The 17,409-nt window shown below is 59.6% G+C and carries 14 protein-coding genes; 10 read left to right on the top strand and 4 right to left on the bottom strand.

Annotated features, from left to right (window positions below; genetic code table 11):
• Nucleotides 1–4: 4 nt before the first annotated feature.
• Together ACFFJK_RS09085 and ACFFJK_RS09080 are read left to right on the top strand one after the other, a co-directional pair.
• Nucleotides 5–1,024 (top strand): AAA family ATPase, encoded by a 1,020-nt coding sequence (locus ACFFJK_RS09085; protein ID WP_258829902.1) that lies wholly within the window; start codon nucleotides 5–7, stop codon nucleotides 1,022–1,024.
• A 1,640-nt stretch (nucleotides 1,025–2,664) separates the two neighbouring features.
• Complete coding sequence (locus ACFFJK_RS09080) at nucleotides 2,665–2,910, top strand: hypothetical protein (RefSeq protein ID WP_258829901.1); 246 nt, start codon at nucleotides 2,665–2,667, stop codon at nucleotides 2,908–2,910.
• 16 nt (nucleotides 2,911–2,926) lie between these two features.
• Here ACFFJK_RS09080 and ACFFJK_RS09075 read toward each other — a convergent pair whose 3' ends face one another.
• On the bottom strand, nucleotides 2,927–3,745 hold the full coding sequence (locus ACFFJK_RS09075; RefSeq protein ID WP_258829900.1) for a hypothetical protein: 819 nt from the start codon (nucleotides 3,743–3,745) through the stop codon (nucleotides 2,927–2,929).
• 568 nt (nucleotides 3,746–4,313) lie between these two features.
• Here ACFFJK_RS09075 and ACFFJK_RS09070 point away from each other — a divergent pair.
• Nucleotides 4,314–4,553: a helix-turn-helix domain-containing protein gene (locus ACFFJK_RS09070; RefSeq protein WP_083415470.1), complete on the top strand. Its 240-nt coding sequence runs from the start codon at nucleotides 4,314–4,316 to the stop codon at nucleotides 4,551–4,553.
• A 69-nt stretch (nucleotides 4,554–4,622) separates the two neighbouring features.
• Here the strand turns inward: ACFFJK_RS09070 and ACFFJK_RS09065 are convergent, their stop codons facing one another.
• Nucleotides 4,623–5,819: a tyrosine-type recombinase/integrase gene (locus ACFFJK_RS09065; RefSeq protein ID WP_258829966.1), complete on the bottom strand. Its 1,197-nt coding sequence runs from the start codon at nucleotides 5,817–5,819 to the stop codon at nucleotides 4,623–4,625.
• 194 nt (nucleotides 5,820–6,013) lie between these two features.
• On the opposite strand from ACFFJK_RS09065, the gene ACFFJK_RS09060 reads away from it, so the two are divergent.
• Entirely contained in the window at nucleotides 6,014–7,171 is a 1,158-nt protein-coding gene (locus ACFFJK_RS09060) for an acyltransferase family protein (protein ID WP_379678788.1), read from the top strand.
• A gap of 177 nt (nucleotides 7,172–7,348) precedes the next feature.
• On the opposite strand, the gene ACFFJK_RS09055 is transcribed toward ACFFJK_RS09060, so the two are convergent.
• Nucleotides 7,349–8,410, bottom strand: coding sequence for a cation efflux transmembrane domain-containing protein (locus ACFFJK_RS09055; RefSeq protein ID WP_258830036.1), 1,062 nt, complete (start codon nucleotides 8,408–8,410; stop codon nucleotides 7,349–7,351).
• Between the two features lie 100 nt (nucleotides 8,411–8,510).
• Nucleotides 8,511–8,924, bottom strand: coding sequence for a MerR family transcriptional regulator (locus ACFFJK_RS09050; RefSeq protein ID WP_258830035.1), 414 nt, complete (start codon nucleotides 8,922–8,924; stop codon nucleotides 8,511–8,513).
• Between the two features lie 68 nt (nucleotides 8,925–8,992).
• On the opposite strand from ACFFJK_RS09050, the gene ACFFJK_RS09045 reads away from it, so the two are divergent.
• From ACFFJK_RS09045 to ACFFJK_RS09020, 6 genes are all read left to right on the top strand, one after another.
• Nucleotides 8,993–10,240 carry a TolC family protein gene (locus ACFFJK_RS09045; RefSeq protein WP_258830034.1) on the top strand — a complete coding sequence of 416 codons (1,248 nt, stop codon included), beginning with the start codon at nucleotides 8,993–8,995 and terminating at the stop codon, nucleotides 10,238–10,240.
• 3 nt (nucleotides 10,241–10,243) lie between these two features.
• Nucleotides 10,244–11,503 (top strand): efflux RND transporter periplasmic adaptor subunit, encoded by a 1,260-nt coding sequence (locus tag ACFFJK_RS09040; RefSeq protein WP_379678787.1) that lies wholly within the window; start codon nucleotides 10,244–10,246, stop codon nucleotides 11,501–11,503.
• Between the two features lie 36 nt (nucleotides 11,504–11,539).
• Complete coding sequence (locus tag ACFFJK_RS09035) at nucleotides 11,540–14,725, top strand: efflux RND transporter permease subunit (RefSeq protein WP_258830032.1); 3,186 nt, start codon at nucleotides 11,540–11,542, stop codon at nucleotides 14,723–14,725.
• A 48-nt stretch (nucleotides 14,726–14,773) separates the two neighbouring features.
• Nucleotides 14,774–16,210, top strand: coding sequence for a dihydrolipoyl dehydrogenase (gene lpdA, locus ACFFJK_RS09030; protein WP_258830031.1), 1,437 nt, complete (start codon nucleotides 14,774–14,776; stop codon nucleotides 16,208–16,210).
• 25 nt (nucleotides 16,211–16,235) lie between these two features.
• Nucleotides 16,236–16,739: a signal peptidase II gene (gene lspA, locus ACFFJK_RS09025; RefSeq protein WP_258830030.1), complete on the top strand. Its 504-nt coding sequence runs from the start codon at nucleotides 16,236–16,238 to the stop codon at nucleotides 16,737–16,739.
• Between the two features lie 200 nt (nucleotides 16,740–16,939).
• Nucleotides 16,940–17,260 (top strand): hypothetical protein, encoded by a 321-nt coding sequence (locus tag ACFFJK_RS09020; RefSeq protein WP_258830029.1) that lies wholly within the window; start codon nucleotides 16,940–16,942, stop codon nucleotides 17,258–17,260.
• The last annotated feature ends 149 nt before the right edge of the window (nucleotides 17,261–17,409 follow it).

The following is a 17,409-nucleotide window of genomic DNA, read 5'->3' as shown; positions in this document are numbered from 1 at the left end:
TGCTTTGATAACGTATCTCCGGCCCGTCACATTTGCTGAGCATCCGGTAACACAGCAAACCTACATTGTTCCGACGCCTTCGATCGATGCTCTGACTGAACGTGTCAAACGCCTGATTCGCCTACGAACTCCTGGTGCGATTATCTACGCGTATCCCCGTTTCGGCAAAACCTACAGTATTCGCTACGTCATCAATGTCCTCCAGGCAGACTTCCCTGAATCGGTTTTTATTAGTTTCGGCTGTGAGTTTAAGAAAGCGCCATCGGAAGATGGCTTCTTCGCAAACCTTCTTGAAGCAGTAGGACATAAGGGAGCAGCGCCAGGGTCTGTAACGAAGAAACGCATACGACTGATTGAGCGAATATGTGAGCTTGTCGACAGATCGGGGCACAACTGGGTTGTTTTTTTCGGGGACGAGGCGCAGAAGCTCGGGGTGACGGAGTACGAATGGTTGCGCGATGTGCACGATAAGCTTGAAAGGAGAGGGATTCGAATGATCACTTTTTTGGTGGGGCAGCCACAATTGCTTCATCAGAAGACAGCATTACGGCAAAGTAACCACACCCAGATCGTATTACGCTTCATGATTGTAGAAATGCGCTTCGACGGGCTTTGCAGCGCCGAAGACATAGCTACTTGTTTAGCAGCATACGACGAAGCTTATTTTCCTCAAGGGTCCGATTGGTCCTACACAAGGTTCTTCTATCCGAATGCTTATGACAGTGGCCTAAGGCTGCTTGATCAGGCAAACGTCCTGTGGGAGGCATTTTGTACGGCGCATGCTAATGCCGGCTTTACCTTTGACATCGAGATTCCTATGCAGTACTTCGCCCATACCGTAGAGATCGCGCTGTCAGAGAATAAGCATCTTGACGCGCCTGATTTTCGATTTAGTCGGGATATCTGGAACAAGGCGATCAAGGATGCCATGTATGTAGAAGCGCAGGAGGAGCTGCGCTTAGGGTTGCCAGCGACGGATTTAGCCGCGAAGAAGCGTAATGAAGAGCGCGCGAATAATTCTTGATACTGTTCGGCCACCAGTCGCTGGATGGACCTGGCGCGACGACTGGTACAGCGGCATCGACTCAAGCTTCGGCCTGCTTATGAAGTTTGCTATGCTCAACGCGCTGTCCGCTCGCGAGCTTGCAAAAATATTCGTGAGCGCAAATTGCCGGAGGAGGGCTGCGATATGTGGTCGACCCGATGTCGACCTCCGCAGCGCCGACGTATTCGATCTTGAAGAGATGAGCAATATTTTTCGAGTTGGTCAAACTCAAGTGCGCTCGGCATTTCTCCAAGAAATTCTTCCCGAGGGGAGGCTCAGATCAAGCGACAATCTGCGTTGGTGCGAATTATGCCTTCAGCGCGGGTTTCATCCGGCTATATTCCAAGTCTCGATGGCAGCTTATTGCCCTATTCATCGGACTGCTATTCGCTCCACATGCCCTCAATGTAATTCTGAGATGCCTTACAGGTTGAGGTCGGATATATTCTCAAAACCTTTTGCATGCATCCATTGCGGAATGGACTGGGCTCCCAGGTTGCGCGCGCCGCGTGCGAACATGCTGATACCTCGGTTGAAAGAGCATGGTTTCTTAACCAGGCTTCAACGGTTTTTTCAGTTCGAGGATCGTGTGCTTACCTCGAAACTCGAACTCGGCAAAAAGACCCTTCAGCTCGCACAGGGGGAAATTTCATTCTCGCCGATCGAGCGCTCCGGCTACATCTCAAGATACCTCGGATTCGTTTCGCATGTACTTGAGGAAACTGGATACGGCAGAGGTAGTCAGCAGCTGCATCTTACAATGGACCGCGTTGAACATTGTGAGCGAGGTGTATCACGTACCATTCTATTTGAAGACGATGACCCTTTAGCAGATGATTCCGCCGACGTTGACCTCTCGGTTGCACGGACAGTCGCATCAAAGAGCGATGCCGAGTTGGCGAGCTTAAAGGCTGTGTATCGAGCCCTGCGTCGGCGATTATGGCGGCACGTGGTAGGTCCCCATCGCCGTTGTGTTTTCACCGCCGCCCAGCATCTCTGGTGGCGGGTTGAAGGAGAGATCACCAGCAGTTTCTGTCCAGTCGCCGAGGCTTTTATCCGCTGGAGGATGATCTGGGAAGGCTGCGGCACTCCACGATATCTTTTTAGCGAAACCGATCTAGAAATGTACGGTATTGTCGGCTGGCTGTCAGCTCGGGCTTCTCCTTGCCCTGGGCACTGGTCGCCAGCGACACAAGTTTGGGTGCTCGCCCATATATTTTCTAGTGCTTGCATTGAAAGTTTCCGGGAACTACTAGCGGTAGCACAAAAAAACTCAGAGCGAGGCAAAACATACTGGCTCCGCCAGCGCACTGCTTCCCGGTACGACACATACTGGGCAGTCGGAGGCGCCGACTGTGCCGACCGCCCAACCTATGTATATGTGCGATCGCCGATGCCGGCGTTTCGCCCTCGAATAGCTGAAGCTACTCGGCAGGCTCACTTTAAGAACCACATCACACGTCTTTCGACAATCTATCGATAGCTTCCTGCTGTCCGGTCCAGGAAAGTGCCGCAACGAGCGCCCACACAACAGGACCTCGTCGACGTGTGATGCGTCAAGATATTGCTCTCAGCGCTGAGTACACTCGTCGTTCGGCTATTGCACGCCTAAACACAGCATGGGTATCGACGAGTCCTCAGAAGAATCCGACGCGCCAGCGTCCGTCGCCCAAGTCATCGCGAAGGCTTGGCACACCAATTCCGCACTCAGTCTGGACAGGGAAGAGTCAGCCTTTCTTGCTGGAATTCATGCGTACTTGCTCGACGCCCGTGAGCCGAGCGCGGATGACAAGACTCTCCGCCGCATTTTCGAACCCGTGTATGAATTAGCCCAGTCAGGCACCGACAGCGAGGCGCAACTTTGATGGGTCAGGCCAGTAGTTAGCCGATCTGCTCGGGCAACCGGTGGTTGAACTCCACGTGCGCCCCCACCGACTGCCCGGTTAGCATTTCAAACGACACATTTCCATCTCCTAGAACCTTGTCAAAAAGGATACTGGTCATCCATGATTCCGTTATCGGTGCCGGACGGTTCCACGGCCGTATCGTTTTGTTGTTGCTTAAGCGGTAGTCGAGGTAGCGCCGTATGCTTCCAGGAATCATGTTGTAAACGTGTTGGCGGGCGTAACTCCTCTCTTGCGATAGCGCAGCGATGTCCTTTAATACGTAGTAGATTACGTTCCACATCTGTCCAATGGAATAGTGGGGCAGGAAGTCACGTATCGCGGCCGCGACCTTTGCGGAATAGATCTCCGGCTGAAAAAAGCGATACCGCTCACACTGCTTGACGAAGTACCGGCGGCATTCGCTTTCTGCGACCATGAACCACAGCTGCTCAACGGCTTCCGGCTCCGGGTCGTCGAGACGCGTGAGCAGTAGGGAAAAGACCTCTTTCATGGTGCGCCCGGATGCATCAGGAGCCAGTACCCACGCGACGCTGCCTAAGGAGAAGTCAATGTCTCCGTCCCCATCAGGAAGTTTGAACGCCCGAGTATCGGACGCGGGATCAGGAGAAATGATCTTGTCTTCGTAGAGCGCCCTATAGACATGCTCCGACAAGTCTGGCGTTGGACCGAGGTCCCCTGGTTGCGAGTCCAGCGGCGCGATCCGATTACCTTCCCATCCGCCATTGGCTGCGACCAGTACGGAGTAAAGGAAGAACGACTGTATATAGCTTAATTCCGAGTAATCAATGGACAAGGCCTCCCCTCGGGCACGCGACAGTGCCTGCGTTACGCGAGCTCTGTGTTGCACCAACGCGAGTTCAATGGCCCTCTTGTCGGCGGCGAGGGCTGCAGCCGAACAGGATCCACACCGGTTCACTCTCCGATAGTACGCGGAGCCAACTGGCCGCCCGCTCAGCGGCGCATACTGGCTTCTATTTCGTATCTCCAGTGGAGCACCGCAATCGACACAGGGAAAGTGACGCAAGTATGCGCGGCAACTGGACTTCAGTATCTCAAGCAGTTTGGGTTTGCTGATTCCTGAATCGTGCAGTATTGCGTCAAATTTTTCGACCCATGCTCCGTCGTTCACAGCCCAGTACCTTAGGCAGAAGGCTTGATGGAGAGGGTCATCGGTAAGAAAGCAGAGAAAAGGAAAGCTGGTTGACATCGTTGAAGAATGAGGCAGGGAGGCGTGCAGCACCCAATAGCCCGGAAGCTGCGTAAGGCGACTCCGGTTCTGTGCCGCCAAAATGATGACTATAGTCCGAAGACGAAATGATACAGCAGAGACATGATTTCTCCTATGCAATCGGGAGAATTCTTTGGATCCAGGACTGGCGTTCGGTAAAGTTTTGCGGGTAGTGCGGAAGGAAGTCGGTATGACGCAGGAGGAGCTGGGCCACGCTGCAGAGATAGACCGGACATTTGTCAGCCTCATGGAGCGCGGCGAGCGGCAGCCGACTGTGCGTGTACTCTTCAGGCTCGCAGCTGCCTTAAAGCTGGAGCCAGTGCGATTGATTCAACTCACCCAGGAACTGGTCGAACAAGACCCTGACGCATAGTTCAGTACCTCAACCAGCTGAAGCTGGGCCTCGCGTTCATCGGATCGCCAGGATCACGATGAACCACAGTTACCATCCGATCTTGTGCTTGCTCTCTGTCTCGGCATGGCGAGCGTCGTCCGACGAATGCAAGTAGGTATTCGTCGTGCTGATCGACTCGTGCCCGAGGTTATCGCGCACGTGCCGAAGATCGACATCATTGTTCGCCATATGGGAACCTGCTGTATGTCGCAACCAGTGGGCTGACGCCTGCGTCATCCGGGCGGCAGCCGCCGCGTACTCGGGACCACGCTGACTAAGTCGATCGGCGGTTTGGGCAAAAATCACTTTGAAAATTTCGTGCACGCCGCCACGTGTCATCGCCCGCAGTTGGCCCCCGATCGGCAACAGCAGAGGCATCGACTCCCCGGGTACAGGGTACGGTGAATGTCCGAGCTCACGTCTGTAACGACCGAGCTCTACCATCAGCTCGTCGGTTGCCGGCACGATGCGCAACTTGTCGCCCTTTCCGACCACTTCCAGCCACCACCGCTCTTCGCCGTCGCGGTCGCGTCGGCGAAAAAATCCGCCCATGCTGTTGCTGGTAATCTCAGAAATGCGCAACCCGCAAACATACGAGAGCGAAACAAGCCAACGCAACCTTAAATAGCGTTCGCGTTCCCGCGGTGTTTCTCGCGGCATCGTGTCGACCGTCATCTTGACCTCGTGCCACATTTCGTCATCGAGATATCGGGTAACCCTTGCTTGGGGCCGGCGCCGACGCTCACGCGAGAGCGCGAGTGGATTCCCGGCCAAATAACCCGCGTTGACAAGCCAGGAGAACATGGTATTCAGGATAACCGCAGCCTGACGCTGGCTTGATGCCGACAGCGGCCCGGCGAAAGGTCGCCACCCGGGGTGGCTTCGCGGATACTTGCGGCCCTCGGCGCTAATCCATCGGCCAACAGGTTTGGGATCACGAAGGAATCCTTGATAAACGAGCCAATCCTCGTGGGTCAGCGATGAAAGCGGCTTACCGAGTTGCAGCGTGGACCACAGTAGCAACCGCTCGGCTTCCTTGCGATAGTTGTCGAACGTGGTCTGCTTATCCAGGAAACGTGCTAGCCAGGCCTTGATCGCATCGATATCGTTATCGGCACGAATCTGGCGCGTGCCGCCGTGTGCCCGGTTGCTTCCGTTTGAACCATCGATATGTGCTGGTACCACAACCAATTCAAGGGGCGCAACGGAATGTGAGGTGGCAATGATGCTGTTCGAGTCAGGCATGAGCAGGGGAGGGTTAAAGGATTGTCTGCCGATTATAGGAAACCAGGGCGAATTAAACGAGTGAATCACTGTGCCGCCGGCGCCGGGGGGGCACTCCCATTGCTGAAGCGCGAATCCAAAGCGCTTGTCCATTATCAGATCGTTAAGTTTGGCTGGCCCTAGGATTGGTAAACCTCGACATCCGGACTTCAGCCATGCCAAAGATCACAGTACTTCAGCGCGCGAACCTGTCCGAAGACCAATGGCATTCGATGCTCATCTCGCTTCTGCGCGGCCTGGCTGCGCTACAGGTTGCTGCAGCTCACCTGCGCGCCCAGGTATACCCAGGCTTCGACACCGTCCAGGACCCCTCGCTTGCATTCCAGGGACTGGCCTTCGCTACAGGATTCGCCTACCTTGCTGTCATCGTATTTTTCGTGCTCAGTGGTTGGCTGGTCGGAGGCAGTCTGCTGAACCGCCTAGACACCGACCGTGCGATCGCGAATTACGCTATCGACCGTGTGACCAGGTTGTGGTTCGTGTTGATACCGACGTTCGGCGCAATGCTCTTGTTGGGAATGGCCACATCCACGCTCGATCCTGCGCGCCCCTCGTTTGCGCTCGACAATGCGTACTCGGCGCCGGCGTTTATCGGCAACCTCGTCGGACTGCAAAATATTGTCGTGCCCGAGTTCGGCGGAAATTTCCCGTTGTGGAGCCTGTCGAACGAGACCTGGTATTACGTGCTGTTCCCACTGCTGGTGATGTTGTTTCGCACGCGGTCCACTTCATATCGGCTCGTGATACTGGTAGCAGTCGTGGCAATCGTGCATTTGCTGAACGAAGCAATCCTGCTGTACTTCTCGATCTGGCTCTTGGGGGCAGCATTCTCACGCGTGCGCATTGAATGTGGCCCGCTCCTGCGCTGGGCATTATTCCTTGGTGTCGTCGCTGCCGCAGTCATTATTCGACTGAAAGGAAAGAGCCATATCGCCGTCGACAGTTTTGCCCAGTACCTGTTGTTCAGCCTGGTCTTCGTGCTCTTTCTCTCGAGCATGCAGTTCCGGCGTACGCGAGGGCACGCAACCGAGTGGCTGAACCGGATTGGCCGATTCTTCTCGGAGTTTTCGTTCACGCTGTATGTGCTGCACATCCCGCTGATCGCGGCGCTACTGCGGCTTGCCGCGCCAGTCCTCGGAGATGGCAAGCTGAACCCGAACCAGCCGCTGGACATGCTTGTGTACCTGATCTTGTATCTCGGGCTGGTCGCCGGGGCTTACCTGTTCCACCTGCCGTTCGAAGCCAAGACCTACCGTGTTCGGGAATGGCTGAAAACAGTGCTTTATGCCCGCGGACGTGCTGTCCGAGCGTAATCACGTGGGGTTGCACAGTCGGCTCAGTGGTCGGCACTCCCACAGCCGACGTGGGAATATGCGCAGCCGATGCCCCGTTGTACTGGTGCAGCTACTGTGAGTGGATGATGTAGCAGAAGAAGTTCTTTCGCCGGGCTGCGCCCCCGCTGTCAAGGCAGGGGGCGCTCGGCAGCAACGTCACTTCAGCTTGAGAATCCGACGCGCGCCAGTAAGAACGATGACGGCGATGACAGTGCCAACGATCAGATCCGGATAAGGCGATCCAGTCCAGGTGACGAGCGCCCCGGCGGCGATCACGCCGAGGTTTGCGATGACGTCGTTCGCAGAGAAAATATAACTTGCCTTCATATGCGCTCCGCGATCGCGCTTCTTGGCGATCAACACCAGGCAAGCAACGTTCGCAACGAGGGCCACCGCGCCGACACCCATCATCAACGCCGATTCGGGTTCGCTGCCGAAGAAGGCGCGGCGAACCACTTCACTCAGGGCGCCCAAGGCCAATACGAGCTGCAGCCACCCAGCCACGTGGGCTGCACGGGTCTTCAGCGCAGCCGCACGGCCAACCGCGTACAAGGCCAGGCCGTAGACGGCAGCGTCGGCGAACATGTCCAGCGAATCAGCCACCAACCCGGCTGATTGTGCAATCAATCCCCACACCAGCTCGACCACGAACATCACGGCATTGATGGCAAGCAGCAGTCGAAGCGTCTTCGCCTCCGATGCGTCACCGGCCTTGTCGCTATCAGGGGCCGCTTGAGACAAGTCAGGTCGGGATCCAATCAAATGGGTGCCGAAGTTTAGCGGGGCAAGCTTCGCCAATATGGGATTGACATCTGCCGTGTGCGAGACGTGGAGCTGCCGCTGGGAGAGATCGAAGTTGAGCGATTGGATGCCATCGACATCAGCGAGTGCCATGCGGATCATGTTTTCCTCGGATGGGCAGTCCATCTTCGGAATTCCAAGTGTGCTGATCGTACGCTGGCTGGCTGGCTTGGCCGGGCGCGATCCGCGCAGTTCGACGCCGAGTCGCAAGGGTTGCAGCACCTCGACAATGGCATCTGCGTTCCCATGGTGCAGCACAGTGACAGTGCGGGTATTGAGGTCGAAGGCGATGTGATCGACGTCGTCGACTTTGCCCAAAGCCATCCTGATCAGGTTTTCCTCGGACGGACAGTCCATTTTCGAAACGAACAGTTCGGTTTCAAGGCGGGTTCCCGCTGTGGTTTGATCTTGTGTCATGACAATGAACCTATGGTGACTGATTATCGGAGGATAAACCTTCAACCAGCTTTAAGGTCAAGTGTGTTCAGGACCTGCGATCGGCGCCAGGCTGAGTGAGCTACCCGGCTTGTCCCGGCGGCGTGAGGGCATCAATGATCCGACAATCGGCAAATCGACCGCCCCGGCATGAAACCAGCAGACGGGAAAGGTGTTCTTTCAATACGTTGAGGTCTCTGATCTTTTGCTCGACCTCGGCAAGGTGTTGTTCTGTCAGCGCTGTCACGGCGCAGCAGTCGCCGTCTCGCTGGTCGGAGAAGGCCAACAGGCTTCGAACTTGGTCGACCGTGAACCCGATCTCCCGTGCACGGCGAACAAAGCTCAGGCGGGCTACATCCTCGTTCCCATACAGCCGGTAGTTGCTGCCCGAGCGGGATGGAGAGTCGAGCAACCCAATTTTCTCGTAATAGCGAATCGTCGCTGGGGGCATCTGCGCCGCAGCGGACAGCTGTCCTATCGTAAATGTGCGTGACATGTGCTTGACATTAAAGTGGCTTCAAGGTTTATAAAGCTCATTTATTAATCCGTCAAGCAAATCCAATCATGCGCATCAAGATGAACGCTTCCGTTGCCACGGCCCTGCTGGTCATGTGTATGACCGCAGGCTCTGCCTTTGCTGAGGGCACTCCACTGACGCTTGGCGAGGCCGTCGCTCGGGCACGTAGCCAAGCACCGCAATTGCAGGGCGCTGAAGCAGCCCTGCGCATCGCCGATGCGAATGTGCGGCAGTCTGGACTTCGACCGAACCCGACACTTTCCCTTGAGGCCGAAAATGTCATGGGATCGGGACGCTACTCCGGTTTTGGTGGGGGAGAAAAGACAGTCGCGCTGTCGATGCCCCTGGAGCTCGGTGGGAAGCGGGGCGCGAGGATGCGCGTGGCACAGGCCGAACGGGCCGCCGCGGGTATTGGAGCGCGCTCCGCTGAAGCGGAGCTGACATTCCTGATTACCGAGGCGTTCGTTACCCTTGCTGCCAGCGAACGCCATGTCGCGATCGCAAAAGCTGGTCATGAACTGGCTGCGCGTGCTCACCATGCAGCACGTGAACGGGTACGCGTCGGAAAAGCATCTCCGATAGAAGAGCAAAGGGCGGACGTGCTGCGAATCAATGCCGAGGTTCGGCTGGGCAAAGCACTACGCGCCGTCGAACTGGCGCAGAAAACGATCGCACGACTGACAGGTATGGCGATGCCGCTCACGATCGCTTCCACGTGGTTCGAGCAGATCGAACGCAGCGAGACGCCGCCGCCGGCAGGGCAGGGGCTGGCGATCGCGACAGCAGAGGCCGAGGTGGCCGCTGCGGAAGCCCGCGTCGATGCGGCCAGGCGCGACCGGATACCGGACGTAACGCTGACCGCAGGCATGCGCCGTTACGGCGAATCGTCCGACAAGGCCGCTGTGCTCGGCCTCTCGGTCCCGCTGCCATTGTTCAATCAGGGTACGGCCGCGCTGGCGCGCTTGCGGGCGGAATTTGATCGGGCTTCCGCCGCGCGCCGCGCCGTCGCACTGGAATTCGAGCAATCCAGCGCGCAGGCGGAAGGCGAGGTGGCCGACGCATTGGCAGCCGCACGGGCCGCCAATGGCCCCGCGCTCGCCGCCGCAGAAGAAGCGGCGCGCATCGCCAGAATCGGCTATGCGGAAGGGAAATTCCCGCAACTCGAATTAATCGAGGCCGAGCGCTCTTTAGCCGAAACCCGCGAAAGCTCGGTCGACGCGCTCGCAGCACTCCATACTGCCCGGGCACGTCTGGCTCGGCTCCAAGGTTCCAACTCTCCAATTTATAAGGATTGACCCATGCAAGCGGTATTCCGATCGGGCCTGTGCGCCGCGATGATCCTGTTGGGCGCATGCTCCCCCAAACCAGAAACAGCCCCAAAAGAAGCTGCCGAACAGGGTGAAAAAACGGCGAACGCCTCAGGCGAGAAAGCCGAAAATTCCGAAAAGGGCGAGAAAGCCGAGAAGGCCGAGAAGAGCGGCGAAGCCGGCGAGCGGGGCGAAGCCGCGGAGAGGGAAGGCGAAGCCGAAGGCAAGGAAGACTTTGTTGCGCTATCGGACCAGCAAATCAAAGCCGCGGGTATCGAGATCATGTCGGTTCGACAGTCCTTCGCTGGGGCGGTCGAGGCGCCTGCAGTCATCGCGGCAGACCCGAAGCATGCAGCCGTCGTCTCGAGCGCCGTTGGCGGCCGGGTTGTCGAGGTCCGGCGCAACCTGGGCGACCCGGTCGCTCGGGGCGACGTGCTGGCTGTAATCGAAAGCCGTGACGTAGCCCAGCTCAGGGCCGACGTCGAAATCGCCAAGCGGCAATACGAACTCTCGCAAGCCACGTTCGCGCGCGAAGAACGTCTGTTTGGCGAAAAAGTCACCTCGCGACAGGAATTCGAGATTGCGCGCAATGCCGCGCAAGAAGCACGCACCCGCCTTCGCCTGGCCGAGCAACAACTTGCCGCCGCCGGGGGAACGGGCGGAGGGCAGCTTAACCGCCTGATGCTGCGCTCCCCGATCAAGGGTAACGTCACGGCGCGGCAGATCGCACTGGGCGACATCGTCGCGCCGGACGCACATCTGTTCGAAGTGGCCGACCTCAACGAACTGGCCGTCGAGCTTTCGCTGTCGCCGAACGACGCTGCCCGCGTCACGGTTGGTACGGCGGTGGACGTGTCGACTGACGGCCGAACCGGTGCAGGCCGCATCACCCACGTATCGCGCGTCCTCGATCCCGCCACCCGCCAGGTACGCGCCATTGCACGGCTGTCGAACGGGCAGGGCAGCTGGCGCATCGGCGAAACGGTCAGGGCGTCGATCGCGCTCGAGGGCGGTACCAGCGGCACTCAGCTGGCCATTCCACGGACCGCCGTGCAGACGGTGGAGGACCAGCCGAGCGTGTTCGTCCGGGAGAAAGAAGGGTTCGCGATCAAGCACGTTGTCCTCGGCGGTAACGCTGCCGGCTACGTCAAGGTGATGTCCGGCCTAGACGGCAAGGAACAGATTGCGGTCAGCAATACTTATCTGCTGAAGGCGGAGCATGGCAAGGGAGAGGCAGGGGACGATGACTGATTTCCTCATTCAACGGCTCCTGAAGGATACCCAACCATGATTGCTCGCATCGTCAACTTTTCCGTTGCGCGGCGGTGGCACGTCCTCATCGCCACCATCCTGCTGTCGATCCTCGGCGCATTCGCACTGACGCGCCTGCCGATCGACGCGGTACCGGACATCACCAACACGCAGGTGCAGATCAACGTCGTCGCACCAGCGCTCGCGCCGGCCGACGTCGAACGGCAGGTCACCTATCCGATCGAAACGGCGTTTGCCGGCATTCCCGGACTGGAATCCACGCGCTCGCTGACCAGGCATGGATTTGCACAGGTCACGACGGTCTTCAAGGACGGCACGGATATCTATTTTGCTCGCCAGCAGATGGCGGAGCGGCTGCGCGCCGTCGAGCGCAACTTGCCCCCGGGTGCTACCGCGAGCCTGGGCCCGATCGCGACCGGGCTTGGCGACGTCTACATGTGGACGGTGGAGTATGCCTCCAAGCCGGCCCAGAAAGCCGGCACGTCGGCGGGCTTGCAGGCGGACGGCAGCTATATCACCCCGGAAGGGGAAGTGCTGCGCAGCGCTGCCGAGAAGGCGACCTACCTGCGCACGGTGCAGGACTGGATCGTCGCACCGCAGCTCAAAAATACCGAAGGGCTGGCGGGCGTCGACGTCATCGGGGGCTACGTCAAGCAGTATGTGGTCACACCGGATCCGCAACGACTCGCGGCCCTGGGCATCAGCCTGACGATGCTGGGCGAGGCACTGGAGCGCAATAACACGAGCGCCGGCGCCGGCGTCGTCGTCCAGAACGGCGAGGCCCTCACCGTCAAGGCCGATGCGCGCATCACCTCGTCGGAAGAACTGGCGAAGACCGTCATCACCACCCGTAACGGCACGCCCGTGCTGGTGTCGCACGTCGCTAGCGTCGGCCTGGGGCAGGAGCTGCGTTTCGGCTCGGCGTCCGAAGGCGGCCAGGAGGTCGTCGTCGGTACGGCTGTGATGCGCATTGGCGAGAACAGCCGGACCGTTGCCGCCGCCGTCGACGTCCGACTGAAGGAAATCGCACGTTCCCTGCCGCCCGACTTGCTGATCCGGCCAGTCCTCGACCGGACACGCCTGGTCGATGCCACGATCAAGACCGTGGCAACCAACCTCACCGAGGGCGCGCTCCTGGTCATTGCGGTGCTGTTTGCACTTCTCGGAAACCTGCGCGCGGCGCTGATTGCCGCGGCAGTCATCCCGGTCACCATGCTCCTGACCTCGGCCGGCATGCTCGAAGCGGGACTCTCCGCAAACCTGATGAGCCTTGGTGCGCTGGACTTCGGCCTGATCGTCGATGGCGCCGTGATCATCGTGGAGAACGCGCTGCGCCGCATCGCCGAACGCCAGCACGCCACCGGCAGGATACTCACCAGGGCGGAGCGTCTCGATACCGTTGCCGCCGCCGCGCGCGAGATGATCCGGCCGAGCGTCTATGGCCAGGCGATCATCATTCTCGTCTACGTCCCCCTGTTGACGTTCCAGGGAGTGGAAGGCCGGATGTTCGCACCGATGGCGGTAACGGTGATTCTGGCCCTGGTCTTCGCTTTCATCCTCTCGCTCACCTTTGTGCCGGCTGCGATCGCGCTGTGGCTTTCGCGCCATGTCAACGAAAAGGAGAACAAGCTGGTTAAGGCTGCCTCGTCGTCTTACGCGCCCTGGCTGGACCGCGCGCTCGCGAAACCCAAGCTGGTCGGCGTGCTGGCGGCTGCCGGTTTCGCAGGCGCGCTCGGCCTGTTCACGACGCTTGGACAGGAGTTTCTTCCGACACTCGACGAGCAGGACGTGCTGCTGCAGGTAGCCCGCATTCCCGGCACCTCCCTGGACCAGAGCCAGGCGATGCAGTTCGCTGTCGAGAAAGCGGTCGGCAAGCTGCCTGAGGTAAAGCTGGTGTTCTCCCGAACAGGTACGGCTGAACTGGCCGCCGACCCGATGCCGCCGAATATCACGGACACTTTTGTCATCGTTAAAGACCGTTCGGAATGGCCGGAACCCGGGATGAGCAAGGCCGAGCTGGTTGAGAAGATCGAGAAGGCGGTTGCAGGCATCCCGGGCCAGAACTACGAGCTGACCCAGCCGATCCAGATGCGCTTCAACGAACTGCTGGCCGGCGTACGGGGCGACATCGCGGTCAAGGTCTACGGCGACGATTTCGACGCCATGATCCGCACCGCCGAGCAGGTTGCCGAAAAACTGCGTGCGGTCGAGGGCGCGGAAGACGTCCGGGTAGAGCAGGTGCAGGGGCTTCCGCTGCTCGATGTCCGCCTGGACCGCGACGCCATGGCCAGGGTCGGGCTGACCGCCCAGGACGTGCACGACACCCTGGCGGCAGCCGTCGCGGGACGTGAGGCCGGCTCGATCTACGAGGGGGATAGGCGCTTTGACGTCGTGGTGAAACTGGGCGAGAAGACCAGGAACGATGTCGAAGCCTTGCGCCTGTTGCCGGTGCTGACGCCGGGCGGCAGCTTCGTGCCGCTGGGGTCGGTGGCCGCGCTGGAGACGGCCAAGGGACCGAACCAGATCAGCCGCGAGAACGGCAAGCGCCGGGTCGTCGTTCAGGCCAACGTGCGCGGACGCGACATCGCCGGCGTGGTCGGCGAAGCGCGCGCAAGCATCAACGCGGACGTGCGGGTGCCCGCCGGCGTATGGCTCGCCTGGGGCGGGCAGTTCGAGAACCTCGAGCGTGCGCGGATGCGCCTGGCGGTCGTGGTACCGGCCTGCTTCGCGCTCATCGTCCTGTTGCTGTACTCGGCCGTCGGTTCCTGGCGCGCTGCCGCGGTCGTGTTCACGGGTGTGCCTCTCGCCCTGATCGGGGGTATCGCCGCACTCTGGCTGCGTGGCCTGCCATTTTCGATTTCGGCAGCCGTCGGATTCATCGCACTGTCCGGCGTTGCCGTCCTCAATGGGCTGGTGATGGCGGGTTCGATCGACGACCTGGCGAAACAGCTTCCGTGGGCGCAGGCGGTGCGCGAAGGTGCGCTGCGGCGCCTGCGCCCCGTTTTGATGACGGCACTGGTCGCGTCGCTGGGCTTCGTCCCGATGGCATTGGCAACCGGCGCCGGCGCCGAGGTGCAGCGCCCGTTGGCCACCGTCGTGATCGGCGGCCTGATCTCCGCCACGATCCTGACGCTGTTCGTGCTGCCGACGCTTTACCAGCGCTTCGCCCGTCCGCCGGAGAACGTGGCGGAGGGAATTTGAACAATCCAGTAGAGTGAACGCAACGACTCGGACATTAAAAGGAATCACATGAAAGCGCAATACGACCTGGTCATCGTTGGCGCGGGTTCAGGCGGTTACATCGCCGCAATCCGCGCCGGACAACTCGGCTTGTCCGTGGCCTGCATCGAATCGAATCCTTACGCCGCACCCGACGGCCAGGCGCGCCCCGGAGGAACCTGTCTGAATGTGGGATGCATCCCATCCAAGGCATTGCTTGCGTCGAGCCACCTGTACGAACAGGTCCTGCACCACACTGCCGAGCACGGTATCACCACCGGCGGCGCGGCGATCGACGTCGACAAGGTGATCGACCGGAAGGACGGGGTGGTCTCGAAGATGGCCAAAGGGATCGAATACCTGTTCAAGAAGAACAAGGTCGACTTTATCAAGGCGCGCGCGCGCTTCGTCGGGATGCAGGACGGGGTGTATTCCCTGGAAGTCTCGGCCGGGGATTCCGTGCAGCAGATCAGCGCGCGTAACGTGATTATCGCCACCGGGTCGAAGCCGCGCCAGCTGCCGGGCACCCGGATCGACAATGCGATCATCTGCGACAACGCCGGAGCACTCGATTTCCGCGAGGTGCCGAAACGCCTGTGCGTGGTTGGTGCCGGCGTGATCGGTCTCGAGCTCGGGTCAGTGTGGCGGCGCCTGGGTGCGGATGTCACCCTGCTCGACGCCATGCCGGACTTCCTGCCGGGCTGCGACACCGCCGTGTCCAGGGAAATGCTCAAGCTGCTGTCTGGACAGGGGCTGAAATTCGACCTTGGCGTGGCGATCGACAGCATTGCACTCAGCGTCGGCGGGGCGCACATTTCGTATCGCGACCGCGCCGGCGCCGCCAAGGAGCTCGCCTGCGACAAGGTGATCGTGGCGATCGGGCGCGTGCCGAATACGGATGGCTTGGGAATCGAGGCAATTGGCCTGGAGCTCGACCAGCGCGGCTATGTTCCGGTCGATGAACACTGCCGGACGAAATTGCCGAACCTGTTCGCCATCGGTGACGTCGTGCGCGGGCCAATGCTTGCGCACAAGGCCGAGGAAGAGGGAATCATGGTCGCCGAGATCGTCGCAGGGCAATCCGGGCACGTGAATTACGCCGCCATCCCCTTCATCATCTATACGAGTCCGGAAGCCGCGTGGGTTGGCAAGACGGAGCAGGAACTGGCCCGCGAAGGACGCGCATTCAAGTCGGGACAGTTTCCTTTCTCGGCCAACGGGCGCGCACTCGGCCACGGCGACGCACAGGGGTTTGTCAAGGTCCTGGCCGATGCCCAGTCGGACCTTGTGCTGGGCGTGCATATCGTCAGCTCGCTCGCGTCGGAAATGATCGGTGAAGCGGCAATGGCGCTCGAGTTTTCGGCGTCTTCGGAGGACATTGCCCGGATCTGCCACGCGCACCCGACATTGTATGAAGCAATCAGGGAAGCGGCGCTCGCTGTCGACAAGCGTGCGCTGAACATCTGACCGGCAACTGCACAGGAAACGAATAGTGGCCAAACCCTTTTCACCGCTCGCTGCCGTATTGGTCGCCGGGCTGATCGCCCTTGCCGACCTGGTCACCAAGGCCGCAATCGTGGAACATCTGGCCTACGGCCAGCAGATCGAGTTGTTACCCTTGTTGAACATCGTCCATGTGATCAACCAGGGAGCGGCGTTCGGTCTTCTGGCCACGGCTGGCGGATGGCAACGCTACCTTTTCATCGTTGTAGCCGTACTCGCGTCGATCCTGATCGTCCGGATGATCCGGAAACCGGAAACAGGCTCCGCGGAAAGGATCGCTCTGGCCATGATCCTTGGCGGAGCGCTTGGCAATCTCGTTGACCGAACTGCGCGGATGGGCGTCGTTGACTGGATCGATGTGCATGTAGGAGCGCATCACTGGCCAGCTTTCAACATCGCCGATATCGGGATCACGGTCGGCGCCGCGGTCATCGTGTTGCACGCACTGTTCGGCGACCGCGCAGCGCCTTCGGTAACCGACAAGACAAGGTAGTCATCGCCTCCCTGGGCGCGCACTGCCGCCGGAAGCATGGGCAGTTGCGCCGGGCGGTCTGAGCAGGGCGACGATCCGGGCCCACAGAACAAAGATAATCAGATCTACAACAATTCGAGACCCATGTTTTTGCCCAGCGGGCGTTGTAAAATTTGCCATACTCCAGTGTTCTCTTCCGTGACCAAGCAGTCAACGACTCCATGAAGCGCCTGTTTCTGATCATATTGCTCGCGCTTTTGCCCTTACAGACCGGCTGGGCGGCAGGATGGTGCGTGATTTCCGACGAAGCGTCGGCCACCGAAGCGGTGTCCGACGTCACCGGTTCTAAGAATCCAACAGAAGTGCTGTTCGAAGCTGGCTGCAGCGCGACTTGTGTATCGGCATGCGACTTGCAGCCCCTCGGCAGCGGTTCTTCCGCAATCGGATGGTCAGGACAGTCACGCTCCTGCCCCGCCAGTCTTAGTCAACTGAATTACCAGTCTCCAATACTGGACGGCCCGATTCGGCCGAAATGGTTCTGATCATCGAAGCCGGCAACTACCGCCTGCGCTTGATGGGTAATCGTGCACAAGCACTGCACGACTCCATCCGTCTCTACAAATAAAGCAGTCGCATCTGACTTACTCCCGACCATGGCGGTCCACAATCGGCCACGTCGAGAGTCAGTGCG

Origin of the sequence: Massilia consociata, assembly GCF_042432755.1 — a bacterium.
Classification (GTDB): domain Bacteria; phylum Pseudomonadota; class Gammaproteobacteria; order Burkholderiales; family Burkholderiaceae_D; genus Telluria; species Telluria consociata.
The sequence above is the reverse complement of the archived record's forward strand: the minus strand, read 5'-3'. Positions and strand labels throughout refer to the sequence as shown.